At 50.1% G+C, this 21,231-nt stretch carries 23 protein-coding genes; 12 read left to right on the forward strand and 11 right to left on the reverse strand.

All coding sequences use genetic code 11. From position 1 onward, the window contains the following. Window positions 1-4: 4 nt before the first annotated feature. Together B9G79_RS13610 and B9G79_RS13615 are read left to right on the forward strand one after the other, a co-directional pair. The gene (locus tag B9G79_RS13610; protein ID WP_088565997.1) at window positions 5-931 is read left to right on the forward strand and encodes a hypothetical protein; all 927 of its coding nucleotides are present in this window, start codon (window positions 5-7) and stop codon (window positions 929-931) included. Window positions 932-962: 31 nt separating this feature from the next. Next, complete coding sequence (locus B9G79_RS13615; protein WP_088565998.1) at window positions 963-1,265, forward strand: hypothetical protein; 303 nt, start codon at window positions 963-965, stop codon at window positions 1,263-1,265. 35 nt (window positions 1,266-1,300) lie between these two features. Here the strand turns inward: B9G79_RS13615 and B9G79_RS13620 are convergent, their stop codons facing one another. From B9G79_RS13620 to B9G79_RS13635, 4 genes are all read right to left on the reverse strand, one after another. Further along, complete coding sequence (locus B9G79_RS13620; protein ID WP_088565999.1) at window positions 1,301-2,767, reverse strand: DUF1254 domain-containing protein; 1,467 nt, start codon at window positions 2,765-2,767, stop codon at window positions 1,301-1,303. A gap of 81 nt (window positions 2,768-2,848) precedes the next feature. Then, complete coding sequence (locus B9G79_RS13625) at window positions 2,849-4,660, reverse strand: ABC-F family ATP-binding cassette domain-containing protein (RefSeq protein ID WP_088566000.1); 1,812 nt, start codon at window positions 4,658-4,660, stop codon at window positions 2,849-2,851. An 8-nt stretch (window positions 4,661-4,668) separates the two neighbouring features. Then, window positions 4,669-5,547 carry a trypsin-like serine peptidase gene (locus tag B9G79_RS13630; RefSeq protein ID WP_088566001.1) on the reverse strand — a complete coding sequence of 293 codons (879 nt, stop codon included), beginning with the start codon at window positions 5,545-5,547 and terminating at the stop codon, window positions 4,669-4,671. Further along, complete coding sequence (locus tag B9G79_RS13635; protein ID WP_088566002.1) at window positions 5,547-7,136, reverse strand: polysaccharide deacetylase family protein; 1,590 nt, start codon at window positions 7,134-7,136, stop codon at window positions 5,547-5,549. Before B9G79_RS13635 ends, B9G79_RS13630 begins: the two co-directional genes overlap by 1 nt. A gap of 279 nt (window positions 7,137-7,415) precedes the next feature. Between B9G79_RS13635 and B9G79_RS13640 the strand changes: the two genes are divergently transcribed. Both B9G79_RS13640 and B9G79_RS13645 read left to right on the forward strand, forming a co-directional pair. Further along, window positions 7,416-7,937, forward strand: a complete 522-nt coding sequence (locus B9G79_RS13640; RefSeq protein ID WP_157678785.1) for a cell wall hydrolase — start codon at window positions 7,416-7,418, stop codon at window positions 7,935-7,937. After that, complete coding sequence (locus B9G79_RS13645) at window positions 7,934-8,515, forward strand: hypothetical protein (RefSeq protein WP_088566004.1); 582 nt, start codon at window positions 7,934-7,936, stop codon at window positions 8,513-8,515. The genes B9G79_RS13640 and B9G79_RS13645 overlap by 4 nt, the downstream gene beginning before the upstream one ends. A 30-nt stretch (window positions 8,516-8,545) precedes the next feature. Here the strand turns inward: B9G79_RS13645 and aat are convergent, their stop codons facing one another. From aat to B9G79_RS13660, 3 genes are read right to left on the reverse strand one after another with little or no spacing between them, the layout of a single operon-like run. Continuing rightward, complete coding sequence (aat, locus tag B9G79_RS13650; protein ID WP_088566005.1) at window positions 8,546-9,211, reverse strand: leucyl/phenylalanyl-tRNA--protein transferase; 666 nt, start codon at window positions 9,209-9,211, stop codon at window positions 8,546-8,548. Continuing rightward, window positions 9,211-10,284, reverse strand: a complete 1,074-nt coding sequence (locus B9G79_RS13655; RefSeq protein WP_088566006.1) for a PQQ-dependent sugar dehydrogenase — start codon at window positions 10,282-10,284, stop codon at window positions 9,211-9,213. The genes aat and B9G79_RS13655 overlap by 1 nt, the downstream gene beginning before the upstream one ends. Before the next feature lie 34 nt (window positions 10,285-10,318). Beyond that, window positions 10,319-11,764: a RecQ family ATP-dependent DNA helicase gene (locus B9G79_RS13660; protein ID WP_088566007.1), complete on the reverse strand. Its 1,446-nt coding sequence runs from the start codon at window positions 11,762-11,764 to the stop codon at window positions 10,319-10,321. 213 nt (window positions 11,765-11,977) lie between these two features. Here B9G79_RS13660 and fusA point away from each other — a divergent pair, with 213 nt between their 5' ends. From fusA to B9G79_RS13680, 4 genes are all read left to right on the forward strand, one after another. Continuing rightward, window positions 11,978-14,086: an elongation factor G gene (gene fusA, locus B9G79_RS13665; protein WP_088566008.1), complete on the forward strand. Its 2,109-nt coding sequence runs from the start codon at window positions 11,978-11,980 to the stop codon at window positions 14,084-14,086. Window positions 14,087-14,288: 202 nt separating this feature from the next. Then, on the forward strand, window positions 14,289-14,519 hold the full coding sequence (locus B9G79_RS13670) for a hypothetical protein (RefSeq protein WP_088566009.1): 231 nt from the start codon (window positions 14,289-14,291) through the stop codon (window positions 14,517-14,519). Beyond that, window positions 14,520-14,960: a hypothetical protein gene (locus B9G79_RS13675; RefSeq protein WP_088566010.1), complete on the forward strand. Its 441-nt coding sequence runs from the start codon at window positions 14,520-14,522 to the stop codon at window positions 14,958-14,960. It abuts the gene before it with no gap. 146 nt (window positions 14,961-15,106) lie between these two features. After that, window positions 15,107-15,361: a hypothetical protein gene (locus B9G79_RS13680; protein ID WP_088566011.1), complete on the forward strand. Its 255-nt coding sequence runs from the start codon at window positions 15,107-15,109 to the stop codon at window positions 15,359-15,361. Between the two features lie 84 nt (window positions 15,362-15,445). Here the strand turns inward: B9G79_RS13680 and B9G79_RS13685 are convergent, their stop codons facing one another. Together B9G79_RS13685 and B9G79_RS13690 are read right to left on the reverse strand one after the other, a co-directional pair. Continuing rightward, on the reverse strand, window positions 15,446-15,955 hold the full coding sequence (locus tag B9G79_RS13685) for a hypothetical protein (protein WP_088566012.1): 510 nt from the start codon (window positions 15,953-15,955) through the stop codon (window positions 15,446-15,448). 122 nt (window positions 15,956-16,077) lie between these two features. Continuing rightward, the gene (locus B9G79_RS13690) at window positions 16,078-16,866 is read right to left on the reverse strand and encodes a dienelactone hydrolase family protein (protein WP_088566013.1); all 789 of its coding nucleotides are present in this window, start codon (window positions 16,864-16,866) and stop codon (window positions 16,078-16,080) included. Between the two features lie 236 nt (window positions 16,867-17,102). On the opposite strand from B9G79_RS13690, the gene B9G79_RS13695 reads away from it, so the two are divergent. From B9G79_RS13695 to B9G79_RS13710, 4 genes are read left to right on the forward strand one after another with little or no spacing between them, the layout of a single operon-like run. Then, a complete protein-coding gene (locus B9G79_RS13695) occupies window positions 17,103-18,143 on the forward strand; it encodes a CNNM domain-containing protein (RefSeq protein ID WP_088566014.1) in 1,041 nt (346 codons plus the stop codon). A 3-nt stretch (window positions 18,144-18,146) separates the two neighbouring features. Continuing rightward, window positions 18,147-18,461: a divalent-cation tolerance protein CutA gene (gene cutA, locus B9G79_RS13700; RefSeq protein ID WP_088566015.1), complete on the forward strand. Its 315-nt coding sequence runs from the start codon at window positions 18,147-18,149 to the stop codon at window positions 18,459-18,461. 32 nt (window positions 18,462-18,493) lie between these two features. Then, window positions 18,494-19,009, forward strand: a complete 516-nt coding sequence (pyrE, locus tag B9G79_RS13705) for an orotate phosphoribosyltransferase (protein ID WP_193352326.1) — start codon at window positions 18,494-18,496, stop codon at window positions 19,007-19,009. Window positions 19,010-19,051: 42 nt separating this feature from the next. Continuing rightward, on the forward strand, window positions 19,052-20,101 hold the full coding sequence (locus B9G79_RS13710) for a hypothetical protein (RefSeq protein ID WP_088566016.1): 1,050 nt from the start codon (window positions 19,052-19,054) through the stop codon (window positions 20,099-20,101). Here the strand turns inward: B9G79_RS13710 and B9G79_RS13715 are convergent. Both B9G79_RS13715 and B9G79_RS13720 read right to left on the reverse strand, forming a co-directional pair. Beyond that, the gene (locus B9G79_RS13715; protein ID WP_088566017.1) at window positions 20,019-20,807 is read right to left on the reverse strand and encodes a phosphatase domain-containing protein; all 789 of its coding nucleotides are present in this window, start codon (window positions 20,805-20,807) and stop codon (window positions 20,019-20,021) included. The two genes, B9G79_RS13710 and B9G79_RS13715, sit on opposite strands and share 83 nt — an antisense overlap. A gap of 26 nt (window positions 20,808-20,833) precedes the next feature. After that, window positions 20,834-21,028 (reverse strand): phospholipase, encoded by a 195-nt coding sequence (locus B9G79_RS13720; protein ID WP_232468686.1) that lies wholly within the window; start codon window positions 21,026-21,028, stop codon window positions 20,834-20,836. Window positions 21,029-21,231 lie beyond the last annotated feature (203 nt).

Raw genomic sequence — 21,231 nt, forward strand, 5'->3', positions numbered from 1 at the left:
TACCATGTTGAAAAAACTAATTCTTGCAGCGACGGTTCTAAGCCTTGCCGCGTGCGCCTTTGATCAGGACAAAAACGCCGGCAAACAGCGCGAGATCGAGCAAAACGGAAAGTTGCAACAGACTTACAAACCAGTGATCGGCACTTACGTGGGCCAAATCACGACCGCTGACGGCACTCAGGATCTGGAAGTGAAATTCTTCGAACTGAAAGTCGATAACGGCGCGAAAAACTCTGACGGTTCCACCCGCTTGCACTCCACTCTTTATGCAACTTACAAGCGCATCAATCCGGCAGGCGAAAGTTACGATTTTGTTGTTGGTTTCGCTCCGGAAACCGGCGACCTGACTTTGGTGAACGTAAAAGACATCAAATCTTTGGGCCGTGACGAAATCCAGACTGTGGACGCTAAAATCAGCGGCAACAACATCCTGGGTGAAGCCAAGGCGATCTCGGGCCCGAAAGGTATCGTCAAACTTTCCTTGAAAGCGCGTGAAAATGAATCCACGGGTGGCGGCAAGGAAGAGTTTGCTTACTATGAAAGACTGCGCGCGCAACTGACCGCGATTTCCGGAACTTACGTGGGCCAGATGGATCAGGGCAACTCCGGTCCGGTAAAGGGTGTTGTGGGCATCACATTGCGCCTTTACGTTCAGGAAACTGTGAAGGAAGGATCTACCGTGACCATTCCTCGTCTGATGGGTGAATTGAACCGCGCGGACGATCCAGGCCACACGGCGGACCTGACCTTGACGGGTGTTTACGAAGCGGACCTGGCTGAGCCACGCCTGACTTTGACCGGCAAACCGGCTCGCGATCTGAATTCAAAATTTGAAGCGGCTATTTATGGCAAACTTGTAAATGGTGTTTTGGAAGGCGCTCTGACATCTAATTACTCCATGTCAGGCAAGCTGATCCTGAAAAAACAATAATCCTGCAAAGGATTAACCAAGGAGATTTGAGATGAAGAAACTACTGGTGATTGCAATTGGATTCGTGATTGCCGGATTCACGACTCAGCCTGCTCTGGCACTGAGTGTGCCTTCGGTGGTTGATTCTGTGGAATACACCTACAACGTTCAGTGTTCCTTTTCTCATTTCTCGAAAAACGAATTCTGCTTCAACTACATCTGCAAGTACAAAAAGTACTATGTGTGTGAAGGTGACCAAGGGGTTCTGGATCTGATCCTGAACATCAAAACCGTTCGATATCCAAATGAAACGGCGAAAGAAGACGTCACCAACTACAGCGTACAACCAAGATAAAAAAGGGGCTTTGCAAGCCCCTTTTTTCTTTCTGCCTATCGCAGACTCAGACCCGTCGCGGGCTGCACCTGCTGCACTCCAGGCATTCGCCACTGATGACTGAGAACTTCGTCCTTCGGCCAGTACAAACGCATCAGCAAATTGAAATCATCCCCCGCCGGCGCCGGCAGCCAGTTGGCCACCTTGCTGGCCTCAGGACGTTCGCTTTGGATGTAAATCTCCAGTGACCCGTCCTTGCCGTATTTCAACTTGTCACGATCCCCAAGAGCGTATCGGTTCAGGGGATTTTTCACGAAGTTCTGTTTTGAATTGTACATTGTCAGCGACCAGAACGCCCGGACCGGAGGCAACTGCCCCTTGGCAAAGCGCAGGGTGTATTTGTTATCCCCTTTCAAAGGCATGCCGTTGGCATCCACTGAAGCGCGCGGATAGACCGCATCCTGGGGAAGATTCGCACCTAAAAAATATTTGGCGACATAGGCTCTGTTTTCGTAATCGGCACCATAGGCCCCCATGTGATAGGAATACACCCAGCCCGCACTGACCTCCACGCCCGGAGGCGCCTGATTCAGGGCCACGATTTTTTCCAACGCCATCTTCGCCCCGCGATTGAATGCGACTCTCTGAGCATCGCTTAAGGCCCGGCCATCAAACTGCCCGGTTTCAGAAATACCCAGTCGTGCCATTTTCTCAACCATGGCAGAATCCTCCGGCTTCGGAGGATTCTGTTTCAGCAGACTTGCGAATTTTTCCATGAACTCAACCCCGTCCATGGCCTCCACCTGGGCCACCGGCGGTGTTTTCATGTCCACCGTGGAGCTGACCTGACGAGTGGGGGTGGCGATGACCTCGTTGTCCGACTGCTGCCACGAACTGAGCGTGGTCAGACGGTATTTTTTCTGAATTTCCCGAACTGCGGCAAAATCTTTCGGCCCGTTGGTTTGGGTGCGCCCGATGATCCATACAGTGTTGGTCGGTGATTTGATCTCAGTAAGACCCGTTGGCAGCTCTCCCCTCCAATCCGGTCCCGTGATGGCGAAGTCCCCTTTGTGAGACCCTGTGGTGCGCGTGCCCGGCGATGCAAACACATCCGTCCAGGCACTCATCAATTGCATCAGATAGTAGCGCTTCCCCATTTCCGGCACACTTAAGATGACCGGCTCGCGCGAAAGATCCAGAAATGCAGAGCTGTAAAGTGTGTCGGCGTTGGGACTGACCACTTGGGTGAAGCTCGCATCAGGGAAGCGGTCCTTGTGCAGGAACTGATTCACCGGTGCCGCATCCGCGGTCACACGGGAAACATTGGTCATCACCTCACGACTGGTTTCAACCAAAACCATCGGATAGCCATAGATATAAACCTCTTCCGCCAGCTTCTGGATCTCCGCGGGGCTGGCCGTGGTCTTAACTGATGCGGTTGTTTTTTTCTCGGAAGAACTACAGGATGCCATCAGCATCCCGGCCGTCAGGACAACGGCCAGATTGACGAATTGGATCTTCATGAGAGCCTCCTTGCTCAACAGCCTATGATTGAAGGCGCCCTGAAGATCAGCAATATGTAAGAATGCACCAGCCTCGACCGGCTAAGACTGCCCGTGGGATTTCTTTTCCAGCTCTGCCCAACGGGCATAAGCGGTTTCGATTTTGCTTTGCAAAGCGGAAATCTCGGAGAAAAGCTCCTGAACTTTAGAGGCCTGGCTGACGACCTCGGGCTTCCCCGCTTCGGTCTGCAGATTTGACAATTTTTCTTCCATTTCAAAGATATTGGCTTCCATGTTTTCCAGTTCAAACTTTTCCTTGAACGAGAGCTTCACTGGTTTGGCCGCCACTTTTTCGGCTTTCTTCTCTTTCTTCAGTTCCTGAGCTTGCAGCTCTTTTTGTTCTTCGAACCATTCTTCCCATTGCAGATAACCCGCAAAACGCTCCATGGAAGTGGAGCCATCCAGGTTCTTGTGCAATGCCAGAATGTCAGAAGCCACCTGATCCATGAAGAAACGGTCGTGTGTGACCAAAATCACGGCCCCCGTAAATTCCTTCAGAGATTCTTCAAGCACTGTCAATGTTGCCACATCCAGGTCATTGGTCGGTTCATCGAGAATCAGCACCTGGGCTTCATTCAGCATCAGTTGCGCCAAACGCAAGCGGCTTTGCTCGCCACCTGACAGCTTTTCCACTGGCAGATCCATTTGCTGACGGTTGAACAGGAATCTTTCCAGATAACTGCGCGCAAACACATACTGTCCCTGATAATGGACATAATCGCCATCAGGGCAGATGTTCTTCAAAACGGACTCTTTCGGCTTTAAGGTTTCACGGTTTTGTTCGAAATAGGCAATTTTCAATTTGTCCGCTTGAACCACACGGCCGGAAGTCGGCGCTTCCTGCTGCAGCAGCATGCGAATCAGCGTGGATTTTCCCGAACCGTTATCACCCAACAACGCCAGACGTGTTTTAGGAGTCACCAGATAGCTGAAGTCACTGAACAGCACACGACCGTCATAAGCCTTTGTAACGTGATCGACTTCGATCAGCTTTTGCGGATTACGGTCGGTTTCCTTAAATTCAATTTTTACTTTGCGAGCGGCGTTCTTCGCGGAAAGCTCCTCGACATCCTCTTTCAGGGTGCCGGCGCGATCAATACGGGCCTTTTGTTTTGTCAGACGGGCCTTGGCCCCGCGGCGCAGCCACTCGGTTTCACGACGAAGAGTGTTCTTCATCGCCAGCTCCTTCTGTTCCTGCCCGGCCAAAAGAATCGCTTTTTCCTCGAGATATTCGAGATAACCACCGGTGGTGGAAATCAGATAGTTCGGATTCTTCGGATCAAGATCAAAGATCTTGTTGACGGTTCGTTGCAGGAACAAACGGTCGTGCGTGATCGTCAAAGTGGCAAAGGGCGCACGGCTCAGGAAATCCTCCAGCCACATGATACTTGAAACGTCCAGGTGATTCGTCGGTTCATCCAACAGCAACAGCTCTGGATCGCGCACCAGTTCGCGCGCCAAAGCCACACGCTTTTTCCATCCCCCGGAAAGATCGCTGACCAGGAAGTTTTCTCCGAACTGGGTCAGCTCCAGACGGGCAATCCATTCATAGGCCGATCCAATCGCCTCATGCGGGTCCTGGGCTTTACTCAGGACCGCATCCAGGATGGTTTCATCTTTTTTGAATGTCGGAGTTTGTTCCAGATACCCCAGACGCAAACCCTTTTTAGCGGTCACGTCCCCGGCATCCGGAGTCATGGTGCCGGCCAGAATTTTCAGCAAAGTGGATTTACCGGCACCGTTGGGCCCAACCAGGCCCACACGTTCGCCCTCTTCAATGCCCAAAGAGACGTTTTTAAACAGGGTTTTCCCCGCAAAGGATTTTTCGAGCTTATGTGTATTGATGAGAAGCATGGCCCAACTTACTTCTGTTTCTCGATATCGGCCAGAATTTTCTGAATAGGAATGACGAATTCGCCCTTACAGGCATCCTCTGCGCACTTCATGATCTCAACAGAACCGCCTTCCGCGCTCTGTTCCTGGAAATCATCCTCACCACCGTGCAAAACACCAATCAATTCGTGAGTTTTGCTGTCAAACACCGGCGAACCTGAGTTTCCGACGAAAACATCCAGATTGGTCTCCAAGGATCCCGTTTCATTCACACGGCGCACTTTACCCTGAGCGGTCTTCTTCAGACTGCCCAGCGGATAACCGATGGAATAGACCGAATCCCCGACCACCGGCGAAGTCTCGGATATGACCACGGGCTCGACTTCATCCCGAGGGATGGAAATTTCCACAAGGGCATAGTCCAGCCCGCCCTGGAAATCATTTTTCTGAGCCACGATCAATTTGCACTGCCAGCCCTTGCGGGTGGTGGCCCCTTCCATCTTTTGCTCGTCATTAAAGACAAACACGGTGTTTTCACAAGTATGATCTTCGGTGAAACAATGCCCGGCCGTCAGAACCAGATTCGGCCCAATCAAAGTGCCGGAACAAAAGGCCTTGGATTCCTGGTCACTCCAGGCCAACTGCGGACCGGTCCCGTAGACTTCATCCACGGTCCATACAGCTTCGCCCTTCATGATATCATTCCATTTGTCAGCATGAACCAGAGCAACGTTTGCCCGGGTGTTGCGAGTGTGAGTGGAAACCTCCTGAATGGAGTCCTCGCCATAAATCACACCCTGGGTCAGTGTCCCGTCGGTGTTTACAAATGCCGAAGGTGCAGAGTCTCCTCCGCACCCGACAAGATTCATGATAAGGGTCCCGCTAAGGATGGCCTTCCACAGATTCATTAGTGTCCTTTAGTGAAGTCTACGTCATCACGGTGAGCTTCAGCCATGTGGCCTTGTTCCCAGCGACCTTCCACGTTTTCAGAGTCTACAACCTCGTTCTGCGTGCCTACCGCCTTCACTGTATAAGTCGCCGTGGCGATTTCTTTGTTCATGCGGTTTTCAACCGAGATACGAACCAAAGCGTCTTTACCCGCCTCGCTCACTTCACGGATGTCTTTCAGGTCGATCGTGCCGTCAATTTCTTTGGTCACATCACCCACAGTCACGAACTTCTTAAGACCCGCCATCTGAGCATCACGACCCGCAAGGGAGATGTTCATGAAGTCACGGTCGGAAGTCATGTCGATCTTCAGATCCAGGTGGCGAGCAACGCTTGCCGACTTAGGACGCGGAAGTTTTGCGAAAGTGCCTTTTCTGTAAGCTTCGATTTCAGATGCAGAGGACTTGTCCATGAACGCCTGAAGTTCATTGTAAGTACCGCATTTGACTTCCGGCTTGGAGCACACTTCATTGGCAAACTCAAAGAATGCTTCCATGTAAGCACCGCTCATCCATTTAGAGAAGTGGTGACCGATATGAACCGGAGCACGGTTGCCATAGTAGTTCGTGTTGAAGTAGCTGCGATAGATTGAAAGCATGTTAGCCTTAACCTGTGCTTTTTGCGCAGTGGAAACTTCGTTCAAGCAGTCACGGGCCTTGTTGGCTTTAACGGTGTTGCCGCTTTTGTCACGCTTCATGATCTGCATTGTCTGAGGCTCTTCCTTCAATACACGGGCAGAGTCACGAACGCAGAAGTTGTAATCCATAGAGATCCACTTGCGCGCGCCACCTGGTTCCGGCACTTCCGCCAAAGGGAAGTTCCATGTGCCGAATTCATTTCTTTGCGGCCAGTAGTTTACGAAATTCAATTTGGAAGTGTCGTACTGAATACCGAACTTCGGCAGATTCGGCCACAGGCCCGGGCTGACCCCCAGAACCGGTGCACGGAAGCCCGTGATTTCGTTTCTGAACAACAAACCTTTGGATTCTTTTTTAGAGATGCCATTCAGGTCGAACACGCGATCCAGGATTGCATAGAATTGAGTGAACTCAGATTTCCAGTCCGCCTCGCTCCAGCGCAGGTCCCATTTTTTATTGCGGAAGCCACCATCAAAGTGACCCACGGCGTGGGAACCGATTTCATGGCCTTCACGATAAGCTGCATTCATCTGATCAATACGATCGGAGATATCACGTCTGTCATCGCCCCAACCGATCGCGGAACCACGGTTTTTCGTAGCCACTTCGTTGCCGGCGCCATCCAGAATCAAACGCTGACCCGGTGGTTGATAGAAGGTTTTGTTTTCAGGGCTCAGGAAATAAACCGGATTGATAAAGAATGTGAAACGTGTGTCCACGCCCGCATCTTTTCTAAGTTTGGTGTAATCGCGGGAGTACTGCCATACCTCGTTGTTGTAAGATCCATCAAAGGCAAACATCACAAATTGTGGTGGTCTTTTAACTGTGGTGGTTGTTTGCGCCCATGCAAAATGCTGGGTGAACAAAGACAAAGTCACAAGGCCCTTTGCGATCAGTTTTCTTTTGGACATGGAATCCTCCGTATTGTTTTTATATTCAATAGGGGTGATTGCAACGGCTATGCCCGTGAAATCACGGGGTTTGACCCTAAAAAGGTGTCCAAAGATTGAACGAGGAACAATTAACGGCGTTCAGTGTCTCACTATAAGACACACCCTTTTCAGGACCTTGGACCAAGATTCGGAACACATATTCACTGAAGGTCGAGGGGGAAAATAAAGAATTCTTCAAATTCAAAACTTCCCATATAAATGAAAATACAGATCGTTGCCCTTTTCATAATTGCCTGTGTGTCACTTATAAACTCGTCTGCATTTGCGGCGTCCATGACCTGCAACAAAAGACAATCCGCCACCAACTGCATGATTTGCAACTGCTATCATGAAACCCGCGGAGAATCCTTCGAAGGCATGGTGGCCGTGAATAAGGTGGTGTTGTCCCGTTCGGAAGACGATGCCTATCCGAGCTCCATCTGCGGAGTCGTTTATGACGATGCCCAGTTCAGCTGGACTCAGGACAATATCGGCAACAACATCAATGCCACCAAAGATGAAGACAAAGAAGCTTTGGAGATGTGCAAGAAAGCCGTCAACCTTTCTGTCAAAGAAGGTCCCAATGACGTCATCTATTACTACAATCCAAGCATCGCCCGTCCCTACTGGGCCCGCCGCATGACCAACTGTGGAAAGGTCGGCAATCACACCTTCCTGGTTCCGCGCGGTGAATCCTGCCCTCGGAAGCTGGGCGTGATTGGCAAGTATTCCTCTTCCGGCGCAAGCAGCCAAAGCAAGAAAAGCACAGGTGCAAAATGATGAACGCTTTGATCGCAACTCTTCTCTACAGCATTTGCAGCTCGGCTGCTCCGGTGACAACCTCGGCAACCAACGCCGCTGAAATCACGGTGCAGGATGGAAATGTAAAGGTCACCCTGCCTGCCGAGGCAAAAAAAGCCCTGATTGACTGGAACCCGGAGTTTCTGACTTTCGATCTGAAAGATTATCCGGAATCGGTCTTGAGCCTGGTCAAGGAAGTCGAACCCGGTGGTGTTCCGATGGCCTTTATTGCCGACCTTGATAACAACGGCGACAAAGACATCGTGCTGCTGGGAAGTGATTTGCACCGCCAGTACGCGGTGGCCTTGACCAAAAAAGAAGGCACTTGGCAGGCCATTGAAATCCAGTCCTGGAACATTCCGAACATCAAAAAAACAGTTCTGAAAAAAGAGGATAAAACCAAAGAAACCGGCATCCCGCTGTATGTCCTTCCCGCTGAGGAAGAACACGCCAAGAAGCTCGGTAAAAAAGTCGGCATTCAGGTGGAAAGATATCTGGGCCCGGCAACTGTTTACGAAATCAAAGACGGCAAGGCTTCCAAAGTCGTTCTGGAATAAATCAAAAGGTTCTCGTTCTTCGGGAACCTTTTAGGTTGTTTCATATTGAAAATGTCGTTGTTCTAACATTTCCAGATACTGCTCCCGATCAATCAGTTTCCCGCCCATGCTGGCCACCACGGGCGTCACCATTTGCACATCGATCCATTCGTGCCCCTGTTCTGACAAAACTTCCACCAGGCGCCACAGCGCCAGTTTTGAAGCATTGGGCTTTTTATAGAACATGCTTTCACCGCTGAACACGCCTTCAACCAGCACTCCATAAATGCCGCCGATCAGAACATTGTTTTCGCGAACCTCCACCGACATGCAGTAACCGGCTTTGAAAAATTCCATATAGGCGCGTTTCATCTGTCCCGTGATCCAGGTGCCATCCTGACCAGGACGCGGCTGTTTGGAGCATTCCTCCAGCACATGATGAAAATCCTGATTCACTGAAAAATGAATTTCCGGATGACGCTTGCGAAAACGGCGCAGACTTTCCGGAACGTGGAAATCCCGAAACTCCAGAACTCCCCGTTCTTCCGGGGAAAACCACAGCATCGGCAAGCCAGGCTGGGGCCAGGGAAAAATCCCTTTGCTGTAGGCCGTATAAAGTGTGCCGACATCCAAAGATCCCCCAATAGCCAAAATCCCTTCAGCCAGGGTTTCGCGCGGATCTGGAAAGTCGACCGAGGATCGTAATTTTCCCTGCATTACTTCGCCTTATAAGTCAGACGGTAAATGACCCCCGCCTTGTCGTCAGAAATCAGCATCGCCCCATCGGGCAAAACTTCCACATCCACCGGACGCCCCCAGGAGGAATCCCCCTGCAACCAGCCTTCAATGAAGGACTCTGTCTTTTCAACATTGGAGCCATTCAGCTTCACAAACGTCAGACGATACCCCTGTGGTGTGGATCGGTTCCAGGAACCGTGTTCGGCCAGAATGATGCTGTCTTTGTATTGTGCCGGGAACTGAGTCCCCGTGTAAAAGCGCATACCCAACGGCGCCACGTGGGCGCGAAGCTCCACCACCGGAGCCACATAGTCTGAGCACTTTTTGCCTTTGCCAAAATCCGGATCCAGAGTGTCCTTGCCATGACAGAACGGGAAGCCGAAGTTCTGACCTTCTTTGGTCAGGCGGTTCACTTCACACGGCGGACGATCATCCCCCATCCAGTCGCGACCGTTATCGGTAAACCAAAGTTCTTTCGACTGAGGATGAAAATCAAAGCCCACAGTGTTGCGCACTCCGGAGGCCACTTCCTCTTTGCTGGTGCCGTTCACATCAATGCGATAAATGCGTGCATACTGAGTGCCGGGATCACAAATATTGCAATTAGCCCCCACCGGGACATAGAGCTTTCCATCCGGACCAAAGCGGATGAACTTCCATCCATGGTGAGTGTCTGAAGGAAAGGTTTGAGGCAGGGTGCGCACAGGTTTTGCCGGAAGTTTCACACTGGGGCCGGCATCAAATTCGTGAATGCGCGCAATTTCGGCCACATAAAGTTTTCCGTCTTTATAGGCAACACCGTTGGGCGTGTCCAGGCCCTGAGCAAAGACGCTGGCCTTGCCATCCTTCACCACATAAACCTTATCACCGGACCGAGAGCCCACAAAGATCCGGCCATCCGGAGCCTGCGCCAAAGACCGAGCCCCCGGCACCTGCGCCCACACCGAAATCTGAAACCCAGGAGGCATCTTCAATTTTTCCAAAGGAAGCTGCTTCGCCCCCACAGAAAGCGAAACCAAAAGCCCAAAAGAAACAATCCATCCAGCTCTCACAATCCCCTCCTTGGCCCGACCCAATCTCTAATCTCTATTTTCCACGTGCGACACAAACATCGCACTTTCCACAAGGCTCCAGGTGCTCATGCCCAAAGTAAGCATAAATGCGATTCATGCGGCACTCACTGTCCTGATTGGCCCATTGAACCATCTGCAAAAGCTTGGTGTTCTGGGCACGCAAAATAGCCTCCCCATTTTCAGCCAGGAACTGTTCATCCGTCGGCGCATTGACACAGGCATAAGGGAACGGATCGTCGGACTTTTGCAGACAGCCCCAGCGCTCCAAAATACTGACCGCCGCCTCGGACCTGAAGTCCCGGCGATTTCTAAAATTCATTTGTTCACGAAGGAAGTCAAACCCGCCCTGATCCACCTGCATTCTTTTGTCTTCTATCAGTTGATAGATCTTGCGGATGAAATCAGGCTCGGGATGGGACCATTTCAAAAACTCCATTTGAATGCTGACATCGTCCTGATCATACAACAGATGACAAGAAGACTCTGCCCCGTCCCGGCCCGCGCGACCCACTTCCTGAAAATATGATTCCAGCGCATTGGGGGTTTCGGCGTGAATCAAAAGACGCACATTGCTTTTGTCGATGCCCAGACCGAACGCCGGCGTCGCAATCATCAGCGGAGCCTCTTCATTTTGGAAGGCCTTCTGATTACGCTTGCGATCATGCGGCGGCAGATCGCCGTGATACACCAGATGCGCCATGCCCAGACGATTCAGGGAAGAAGAGATTTTTTTCAGCGTCTGAATCAAAGAACAATAAATGATCGCGGTGCCCGGTTGCTGGTGACGAAGCCCGACAATGGCGCGGATCTTTTCGTCAATCCCGTAAATGTCGTGAACATTCAAAGCCAGGTTCGGTCGCTCGATCCCGGCCGAGATAATCAGAGCGTCTTCCATGTTCAGTTTTTTCAGGATGTCTTTTTGAACCTCGGGGGTTGCCGTGGCGGTCAAAGCCAGCGTCGGCGGATTCCCCAAAAGGGCGCGGAATTCCCCCACCCGCGAATAATCCGGGCGGAAGTCATGCCCCCACTGGGAAATACAGTGCGCCTCATCCACGGCCAAAAGCTGGATCGCGCGTTTTTCAACAGCTTGAAGGAACTCAGGTTTACGGAAGCGCTCGGGGGTCACATAAATCAGTTTGAAGTCGCCTTTGGCCAGACGATTCTGGCGGGACTCCCTTTCCTCCCGGCTCAAAGTGGAACTTAAGAACGTGGCGCTGATCCCCAGCTCCTGGGCCTTGAAAACCTGATCCTGCATCAAAGCGATCAGCGGAGAAATAACGACCACCAGGCCGTCGCGGGTCTTTGCCGGAAACTGAAAACAGAGGCTTTTTCCCATTCCCGTGGGCATTAAAGCCAGCAGGTTTTGGTTTGCCCAAACTTTATGCAGGATTTGCTCTTGCTCGCCCCGGAAGGAAGTAAAAGGAAAGTTCGCTTTTAAAAGCTGAAGAAGATCGCTCATAGTGCCGATCAGTCTACGCTACTGAGAGGGGCCCGACTAGCCAACCGCCTCGAGGATGCGGTGCGTTGGGATTCTGGCCTAGAATCTTTTTTTGCACTTAGTAGTATTTGATGATAATTCGAGTACTTTCATAAAATTTGTTTAATTTTTGCTAATAATAACAGCGATTAAATAATAACAGCGATTAAAACCATATAAACGAAGGGTAAAGATATGTCCAAAAAGTGGAATATTGATATGGTCAGAAACATTGGTATCTCGGCGCACATCGACTCCGGGAAAACCACAACTTCTGAGCGTATTCTGTTCTATGGAGGAAGAATCCACGCCATCCACGAAGTACGTGGAAAAGACGGCGTTGGTGCGACAATGGACTCCATGGATCTAGAGAGAGAAAAAGGGATCACCATCCAGTCTGCTGCAACTCAGGTTCAGTGGAAGGATTATACAATCAATTTGATCGATACACCGGGGCACGTGGACTTCACAGTTGAAGTTGAACGTTCTCTTCGCGTTCTAGACGGTGCGATCCTGTTGCTTTGCGGTGTTGCCGGCGTTCAGTCTCAGTCCATCACTGTTGACCGTCAGATGAAACGTTACAACGTTCCTCGTTTGGCCTTCGTGAACAAATTGGACCGTCAAGGTGCCAACCCATACCGTGTTACTGATGCTTTGATCGAAAAATTGCGTTTGAACGCAGTTATGATCCAGATCCCAATCGGTCTGGAAGATCAGCACAGAGGTCACGTTGACCTGACTGACATGAAAGCTTACATCAACCAAGGTGAATCCGGTGAGAACGTTCTTGTAGAAGAAATCCCAGCGGACCTTGTTGAAACTGCAAAAAAATACCGTCAGATCATGATCGGCAAACTGGCTGACGTTGACTCTGCTATCGAAGAGAAATTCTTGATGGAAGAAGAGCCAACAACAGAAGAAATCCGCGCAGCTATCCGTAAAGGCACTATCGCCTTGAAGTTGGTTCCGGTTCTTTGCGGTTCCGCGTTCAAAAATAAAGGTGTTCAGCGTCTTATGGACGCGGTTACTTACTATCTTCCTTCTCCAGCTGAGAAAAAAGAGCAAGCTCTTGATATCACTAAGAACGAAGAGAAGTTCGACCTGTTCCCAGATTCAACAAAACCATTGGTTTCCCTGGCGTTCAAACTTCAGGAAACTCCATTCGGTCAGTTGACTTACATGCGTATCTACCAAGGTAAGATGGGCAAAGGCGACTTCATCATCAACCAAGTGAACAAGAAATCTGTTAAGATTCCTCGTTTGGTTCGTATGCACTCTGACAAGATGGAAGACATCGACACTGCTTACGCTGGTGACATCGTGGCATTGTTCGGTATCGACTGCGCGTCCGGTGATACTTTCTGTGACGACAAAATCCAGGCGTCCATGCAATCCATGCACGTTCCAGATTCTGTTATCAGCTTGGCTGTTGCGCCTAAAGATAAAACTGCGGCGAACAACTTCTCCAAAGCACTTCAAAAATTCCGTAAGGAAGACCCTACATTCCGCGTACACCGTGACGAGGAATCCAACGAGACTATCATCTCCGGTATGGGTGAATTGCACTTGGAAATCTACGTTGAGCGTATGAAACGTGAATTCAACTGTGAAGTTATCGTGGGTCAACCTCAGGTTGCTTACCGTGAGACTATCTCCGTTGAAGCTCCGTACGACTACACTCACAAAAAACAAACTGGTGGTTCCGGTCAGTACGCGAAAATCGTTGGTAAGATCGTTCCATTGCCTCCACAAGAAGACGGCTCTGTATTCAAGTTCGAAAACAAAGTTGTCGGTGGTCGTATCCCTAAAGAATTCATCCCTGCGGTTGAAGAGGGCTTCAAAGAGCAGACTGTTAAAGGTCCTCTGATTGGCTTCCCGATCGTTGGTGTTGAAGTTGTTCTGGAAGACGGCGCGTACCACGATGTCGACTCCTCATACATGGCGTTCAAAATCGCTGGTATGGCGGCTCTTCGTGAAGTGTACTCTGCGGCAAAACCAACTGTTCTTGAGCCGATCATGAAGCTTGAGACGACAGTTCCAGACGAATACCAAGGTTCCGCTGTTGGTCAAATCAACCAACGCCGTGGTTCCATCGTTGCAACTACTGCATTCGAAGGTAACTGCGTGATCGAAGCTGAAGTGCCACTGACAGAAATGTTCGGTTACTCTACAGACCTTCGTTCTGCAACCAAAGGTAAAGGTGAGTTCTCCATGGAATTCGCGAAGTACGCTCCAGTACCTCGTAACATCCAGGAAGAGCTTGCGAAGAAATACCAAGCTAAGCGCGCAGCTGAGCAGAAGTAATTTCGCGCGGATGCGCAGAAGGTGCGAAGCACTGGACTGCGTCCCCGCTAAGTTTGATCTTCAAACTTCAAAGCCCGGTGGAAACACCGGGCTTTTTTTTTATTTCCCTGCCCCGACTTATATCCAGAAAAACTAAACATCGCCGCCGGTTGTGCCGAAAAGAGATTCGTAAATTCATCTTTCAGCCCCGAGGACGACAGCCATGGATCGCGACCAGCTTATTGCCGAAATCAAAAAGCAGCTTCAGGAAGAACTGAAAAGTCAGACGGACGCCATTAAGAACAAAATCCCCGGCGAACAGCGAGAGCAAATCAAAGACATGAAAGACAGCCTGACCCAAACCATGAAGGAAAACCCATGGGCTTCGGTCGGCATTGCCGCCCTGGCGGGCTTTGTGATCGCGCGCATGCTGTACAAAAGAAAGGATGACTAGATGAACTTTCTTCTGCCCATCATTTCATTCTTTATCGGTAACGCGAAAAGCCTGTTCAAAGAACCGGGCATTGCCTTCACCCAACAACTGGTGCTGCATCTGCGCGCGCTGACATTCGTGCTGGTGTCCACCATCGGCTCTCTGGCTTTAAGCTGTGTGGGCGTCTCTCTATTGATCACAAGCCTTGCCGGCCAGCTCGACAAGGGCGAGGAATTCCAGATCACGGGAGGCATGATTGTGTACCTGGTAATGACCGTGATTTCTGTGGGTGTTCTGATCTACAGCCTGAACAAGAAAACATGGTTGAAAGCTTTGGGTTTTGCTGAAAAGCCTGTGGCCGCCAAACAATCCGGAGCCCTGGAAAATGCCGTGGCCTTACTGGTGATGGACTATGTGGAAGAGCGCCAAAGCAAGCGCGCAAAGACATCAGAAGCCAGTTAAACCTGTCCCATGAATCCCCGCCAACACGGGGATTTTTGTCCCATGCGCCCTTCCTGCCCCCTTCAATTCAAATTAAACCCGGCCTCATCGTGGCACTTGGGTTGCTTTTAACAGCAGCAACACTTGATTCACGAAAGGAATCCGAAATGAAACACATTATCGTGGTATTGGCTTTGTTTGGTTTTATGTCTGTATCTCACGCGGAAGAAACTGTTTCTGAGAAAGCGAAATCCACCGCCAATGACGTGAAACGTGGCGCGAAGAAAGCCATGAACCGTGCGGAAGAAGCTGTGTGCATGGAAGGCGATGTAAAGTGCCTTGCAAAAAAAGGCCAGAACCGCGTTGAAGAAGGTGCCGACTATGTGAAAGACAAAGTCGACGAAGTAACCGACAAAAAATAATTCCTGCGAGGAATTTAAGACCAAAAAAAAGAGCTGACTGTCATGGTCAGCTCTTTTGCTTTATATAGAAAGCGGTTTCAGAAATTACATCGGCCAGCGATTGCAATACTCGTTGCTGTCAGAAGAAATCACTTTACCAGTGGATTTAGCCACAACCAGAACAGATACAGTTGTGCAGGTTTCATCATAGCTGATGTCTTCCTGAGTGCGGGTTGTGTAAACCAGAACATCGCCACGGTCTTCAACTGTGGTGTTGGACGTCACAGGATAAGTTTTGCCTTTGCCTGGAACAGAGAAGATTTCACCGATCATGCCGCCGCCGTCACCACCGCCATAGCCGCCGCCATCGAATCCACCGTTGCCATAACCGCCACCATCAAAAGCGCCACCGCTGTTGCGGTCGTTGCCTTCATAGGTCTCTTCACGAGGGTCTTTTTCTTCACCACGACCACCGTCGTCTTCCTTCGGAGCCGGCTCGGATTTGCCTTTTCCTTTTTTAGCAGAAACCACGTCCTGGGAATTGTCAGAGATATTGGCAAAGGTTGGCGCCGCGAAAGAAAGAGAAAGCAGGGCCGCCAGCAAGATTGTTTTCATATGAAGACTCCTTTTGTATTCAAAGCGAAGTCTTTAGCACGAAGGGTGGTGAAGGGCCAATCCCCGTCACCACCCTTTCCATATTTTCACGATTGTTCAAACTCTGGACAGCTCAGTTCGCATTATTTTGCAACGGGCGCGACCTCGTTCAAGAAGGCCTCCAAAGCAGACCAGGAGCGCTTCTCAGCCGCCTCATTGTAGGCGTGTCCCTTGGAGGGATCGTTGCCGGCGTCCTTCTGGGTGAAGGCATGAACTGCTCCAGAATAAGCTACAAACTGATAGTCAACTTTGGCTTCGTTCATTTCTTTCATGAAGCCGTCGACTTCCGCCGGTGGTACGTAAGGGTCGATCGCCCCGTGCAACACCAACACTTTAGTTTTGATATTTTTAACGTCTTTGGGGTTTTTGCTGGCAAGGCCCCCATGAATACTCACGGCACCCGCAACCGGCAAGCCTGCACGAGCGGCCTCAAGGGCTCCGGTCCCGCCAAAACAATACCCCATGATCACGATCTGTTTGGCATCGACGTTTTTATTTTTCTTCAGATAATCAAAGGCCGCTTTTTCACGCGCACGGAAAAGCTTTACGTCCTCTTTGTAAGTGCCGGCAAGTTTTCCCGCCTCGGCCGGGGAACCAGGACGCACCCCTTTGCCATAGATATCGGCCGCAAGAACTACATAACCTTTTTCCGCCAAACGCTGAGCGCTAGCTTTTTCATGATCACCCAGTCCCATCCACTGGTGAACAATGATGATCGCCGGACGAGGGCCTTTGGCCGAATTGTCCTGCGCCAGGAAACCCTCCAAAGTGGTCTTGCCATCCTTGTACTCAACCGTTTCAGTTTTCACTTCAGCATGAGCCTGCATAAAGGCTCCGAACGCCAACACCACTGCCGCCAAACTCTTCATCATCTTAGGTACTCCTTTTAAGCTTTACCAAAGTCTAAGAAGGACCCGGCAAAAGGTCAAAAACCCCTCTTTCAGGCCCTGATGAGTCACAAATTCCTGTTTTATCTCGATTATATCAGGACTTCTTGCAAGTCGCGTTATAGACAGGTCCCTTCCCGGATGTGATACACTCTAGTCTCTATGGAATACCACAGGCCTAGGCCCGTCACATTTAACTTCTCAGATTTAAGCACCACTCTATGACGATCATTATTGTCCTATTCATCAGTACCATCGGTATCTCTTTTTTATGTTCAATGCTGGAAGCTGTTCTTTTGACGTCGACCTCCGCGTACATCGGGGTTCTGGTCAAAGAGAATAAAAGAAGCGGAAAGCTTCTTGAACATCTGAAAGAAAACATCGACCGCCCCATCTCTGCCATCCTGACCCTGAACACCGTTTCCCACACTCTTGGTTCCGCTGCGATCGCCTACCAAATCCAGATTCACTACGGGCAAGAAGCCGTCACTGTTGCCTCTTTTGCCCTGACCTTCCTGATCCTGATTTTGTCTGAGATCATTCCCAAGTCTGTAGGAGCCGCCCACTGGAAAGCTCTAGTTCCCTTTGCCGCCTACACCATCCAGTTCATGATCCTGCTATTGTATCCCTTGGTGATCATGTCCGAGTGGCTGGGCCGTTTCTTTGCAAAGACCTCTGAAGACCCGGAAGTGACCCGCGAAGAGATCCTGATGACTGCCGAAATCGGCGTGGAAGAAGGAACTTTGAAAGGCAAAGAATCCAACATCATCAAAAATCTGCTGATGCTGGACAAAATCTATGTGTCTGACATCATGACCCCGCGATCCGTGTTCTTTGCTTTGGACAAGGACCTGACCGTGGAAGAGGTCTTTAACAAGTACCGTCCGCTGCGCTTCTCGCGCATCCCGGTTTACGACGGCAGCCTGGATAACATCATAGGCATGACCTATCGCTATAAAATTCACGAAACTCTTTCCAACGATCTGCACGACAAGACAATCGGTGAAATCGTGACTCCGATTTCCAGCATCCCGGAACGCATGACTGTGTCCCAGGTTCTGGACTTCTTTATCAAAGAAAAAGAGCACGTGGCTTTGGCTGTTGACGAGTACGGTATCGTGGCTGGTCTGGTCAGTCTGGAAGACGCCGTTGAAACCTTGCTGGGTGTTGAGATCGTCGATGAATTGGATAACGTTGAAGACATGCGCAAGTTCGCTCTTGAACAGTGGCAGATGCGCAAACAGAAACTGCGCCGGAGCTAGGTTGTGATTTTGTTTTATATCCCCTGTCCTGACAAAAATTCTGCGCAGAGTATCGCAAGAACTCTGCTTGAAGAAAAACTTGTCGGTTGCGCCAACATCATTCCGGGCATGGAATCGATGTACTGGTGGGAGGGAAAATTAGAGACAAGCTCCGAGCATATCCTGATTCTGAAGGCTTTGAACACCCCTGATGCACAGAGCAGAATCACAAAAAGGGTCGAAGAGCTTCATCCTTATGAAGTCCCGTGTGTCATGACTCTCCCCGTCCTGGGAATCAATCCCGCATTCAAGAACTGGCTTGAAGAAAGTCAAAGATAGCCCTAGCTTTGAAAAGCGAAGGAGCTATCGCCATGACCAGACAAGAACTTGCCAAGAATATTTACGACATTGCTCACCTGACGGGTGAATTCAAATTGCGCTCAGGCCAGATCTCGAACGAATACTTCGACAAGTATCGTTTTGAGGCACAACCGACGTTGCTGCGTGAAATCGCCAAACAAATGGTTCCATTAATTCCTGCAGGCACCGAAGTTCTGGCGGGCCTTGAAATGGGCGGCATCCCTATCGCCACGGCCCTGTCCCTGGAAACCGGGATCCCTTGTGTGTTCGTTCGTAAAGAGGCCAAAGAATACGGTACCTGCAAGTTTGCCGAAGGCCTTGAGATCAAAGGCAAGAAGGTCTGTGTGATTGAGGATGTCGTCACCACTGGCGGTCAGGTGGTGCTTTCCACGGCGGATTTACGCTCTATCGGAGCTGAGATTTCCACAGTTCTGTGTGTGATCCACCGCGGGCCCCAGTTCCCCGAACCCAAGCTGACTGAGATCGGCCTGGACCTTCGTCCATTGTTCAAGAAATCCGATTTCTAGCCGATAAAGAGAACTGGTTTATCTTATCGAGAGGAAGACAGGATGAAACAGTTCTCAAAGGCTCTATTAGCCACAGCTATTGTTTTCACCGCCAGCCCGTCCTTCGCGGGCTACGATGAGTTTGATTGCCGGACAAACAATCAGATGAAGAATGCTGGCCTCGAGTGCATCACTTGCGGCATTCAGAAGTACTATGCCGACAAGGGCACTCCCGTTGATGTTTCTGATAAATGGTTGGCAATGATTGCACTAAACGTGCAAAAAGAATACGGCTACAATACTGTCCGCTCTGACGTTGATAAAGAGAACTTCCAAAAAGAGGTCATCCGTCGCATTCAAACGTATGGCTTCTGTGTAGAATACCTCGGCAAAGACACTAAAAAAGTGGGTCGTTCAAGAGAATACAAAGACATGAGTCATGTCGACTGGACTTACTTCAATCAATTGCTGAATCGAGATGCAAGACCATCGGAAAAGCAAATGGCCGACGCAGCTGAAAGGCTGGGCTTTAAAACTGGTTGGACTTCCAGCACGCCAGCACTTGAAAACATGAACTACTTGTTTGAAGGTATGTTTGAAAATCGCAGCCTAGACGAGAAACGTGCTCTGTTTAAAGAAAAACTAAGACAGGCACTTGAGTCAGACTATACTGTCTCAGGTGAAAAGAAGGAAAAGTCCAAAGAGTTCATTGCCAAAGGTGACAAAGACCAAGGCCTGACTCGTTGTCTGGCCGACATAAATGCCAAGTTTATGAAGAAGCCAATGGGTGACAAAGAGACCCATGCCTTCTGTGGCGTTATGGCAAACTCCTGCGATATCGCTCGAGTGAACTTGGACTCTCAAAAAGACTTTTGTATTTTGAAAGGTATGGCGCTGAAACCAGCATCCTCCCCGATCAGTCAGCCGCCAGTATTCAGCGGCGATGGCGGCGGCGGCTACAGACCACAACCTCCACCTCCTCCAATGCCATCAAGATCCGGCAGCGGACACTTTTTAGTTTTGAATCAAATTATTGCGCACATCTTTCAGCAATCACAGACTGAATCTTCTGAAGCTTTACAGAAGGGTTCCTTACGTCCCATTGCCATTTGAAGTCGCGGCAGTCCTGCCACCATGGGAAGACCATGGGACCGAATTTTTCATCCTTGTCGTCTTTCTTTATGCGCTTGTAAACGATCTGCTCAATCGGGCCATAAGCCTTCTTCATCAAAAGACCTTTGGAAATCAAATCAATCGCCACTTCCACGCTGGTGACAAAGCCAATCTGACCTTCCATCGTTGGGAACTTGGAACGATCCAGTCTGGAATAAGCTTCGCGGATATAGCTGACAGCCGGAATGTGCGGGAATTCTTTCACCATCTGGTCGTAAACAACCGCATCGAACTGACCGTTGTCGCCGAAATAGATCACCACTTCCGGGTTGGTTTCAGCAAGCACCTTGCGGATGACTTTTTGCTTCAGCTCAGGATCCTGTTTGATGCCCGAGTTCATGTGCAGTTTCGTGATCGGGAAGCCGTTTTCCTCTAGGAAATCCGTGTGCTGCTCGTTCATCAGAAGCTTTGGCGCCAAAGACACATAATGGAATTCAATGTCTTCATGCTGCAGATTTAACATCTGTAAGATTTCAGACATACCCACGAAACGACTGTCATCATCGGCAAAAGAGGTTGCCGCACCCTTCTTGGATAGCACGTGGGACACCTTCAACGTGTCATCAATATCAGACACCACAAGCACCTTGGCTTCGGCAAAGGCTGACAACATCAATCCGGCAAGTAAAGCGATGTATTTTCTCATGGACGTCTCCTGTTATTTTTTGTTTCCTAAAAAGATTGAATCGTAAATCTGCTCCAGTAAGCCACGTCATGCGCCACACAGCAGTCCAAATAGGCATTCACCGACCAGGCAAACCCGTCCGGACTCATGCTGCAGCCATCGCTGGTAAAGTCTTTCAGCGTATTTTTAGCAAACCCCTGCCCAGCCACCATAGTGACCAATAAATAGACAGCAAGCGACACCCAGTGTCCCTTGCGAGGCTTAAATAAGGCTAATTTGGATTTGAATATCATCAGCCCCTAAAGGAGCAAGAGGCAGACCAAAGAAAAACATTTAAGAAAACCAGAAAATCCCCACCGCGACCCACCCAACCAAGGTTGGTCAAAAAGGCTCAGATGCAAGGCGGAGGTGGGCCCTCGCAGCGCAGGCGTGCTCCAAGCACGTC

This window comes from Bdellovibrio bacteriovorus (assembly GCF_002208115.1).
GTDB classification, from domain to species: Bacteria; Bdellovibrionota; Bdellovibrionia; order Bdellovibrionales; family Bdellovibrionaceae; genus Bdellovibrio; species Bdellovibrio bacteriovorus_C.

What these genes read in the sequence shown, in the direction of transcription:
- B9G79_RS13685 (WP_088566012.1), bottom strand. Translation starts at nt 15,955, where the DNA reads ATGAAAACAATCTTGCTGGCGGCCCTGCTTTCTCTTTCTTTCGCGGCG.
- B9G79_RS13620 (WP_088565999.1), bottom strand. Translation starts at nt 2,767, where the DNA reads ATGAAGATCCAATTCGTCAATCTGGCCGTTGTCCTGACGGCCGGGATG.
- B9G79_RS13630 (WP_088566001.1), bottom strand. Translation starts at nt 5,547, where the DNA reads ATGAATCTGTGGAAGGCCATCCTTAGCGGGACCCTTATCATGAATCTT.
- B9G79_RS13635 (WP_088566002.1), bottom strand. Translation starts at nt 7,136, where the DNA reads ATGTCCAAAAGAAAACTGATCGCAAAGGGCCTTGTGACTTTGTCTTTG.
- aat (WP_088566005.1), bottom strand. Translation starts at nt 9,211, where the DNA reads ATGCAGGGAAAATTACGATCCTCGGTCGACTTTCCAGATCCGCGCGAA.
- B9G79_RS13615 (WP_088565998.1), top strand. Translation starts at nt 963, where the DNA reads ATGAAGAAACTACTGGTGATTGCAATTGGATTCGTGATTGCCGGATTC.
- B9G79_RS13690 (WP_088566013.1), bottom strand. Translation starts at nt 16,866, where the DNA reads ATGATGAAGAGTTTGGCGGCAGTGGTGTTGGCGTTCGGAGCCTTTATG.
- B9G79_RS13660 (WP_088566007.1), bottom strand. Translation starts at nt 11,764, where the DNA reads ATGAGCGATCTTCTTCAGCTTTTAAAAGCGAACTTTCCTTTTACTTCC.
- B9G79_RS13675 (WP_088566010.1), top strand. Translation starts at nt 14,520, where the DNA reads ATGAACTTTCTTCTGCCCATCATTTCATTCTTTATCGGTAACGCGAAA.
- B9G79_RS13625 (WP_088566000.1), bottom strand. Translation starts at nt 4,660, where the DNA reads ATGCTTCTCATCAATACACATAAGCTCGAAAAATCCTTTGCGGGGAAA.
- B9G79_RS13680 (WP_088566011.1), top strand. Translation starts at nt 15,107, where the DNA reads ATGAAACACATTATCGTGGTATTGGCTTTGTTTGGTTTTATGTCTGTA.
- B9G79_RS13670 (WP_088566009.1), top strand. Translation starts at nt 14,289, where the DNA reads ATGGATCGCGACCAGCTTATTGCCGAAATCAAAAAGCAGCTTCAGGAA.
- B9G79_RS13715 (WP_088566017.1), bottom strand. Translation starts at nt 20,807, where the DNA reads ATGAGAAAATACATCGCTTTACTTGCCGGATTGATGTTGTCAGCCTTT.
- B9G79_RS13645 (WP_088566004.1), top strand. Translation starts at nt 7,934, where the DNA reads ATGATGAACGCTTTGATCGCAACTCTTCTCTACAGCATTTGCAGCTCG.
- pyrE (WP_193352326.1), top strand. Translation starts at nt 18,494, where the DNA reads ATGACCAGACAAGAACTTGCCAAGAATATTTACGACATTGCTCACCTG.
- B9G79_RS13610 (WP_088565997.1), top strand. Translation starts at nt 5, where the DNA reads ATGTTGAAAAAACTAATTCTTGCAGCGACGGTTCTAAGCCTTGCCGCG.
- B9G79_RS13710 (WP_088566016.1), top strand. Translation starts at nt 19,052, where the DNA reads ATGAAACAGTTCTCAAAGGCTCTATTAGCCACAGCTATTGTTTTCACC.
- fusA (WP_088566008.1), top strand. Translation starts at nt 11,978, where the DNA reads ATGTCCAAAAAGTGGAATATTGATATGGTCAGAAACATTGGTATCTCG.
- B9G79_RS13695 (WP_088566014.1), top strand. Translation starts at nt 17,103, where the DNA reads ATGACGATCATTATTGTCCTATTCATCAGTACCATCGGTATCTCTTTT.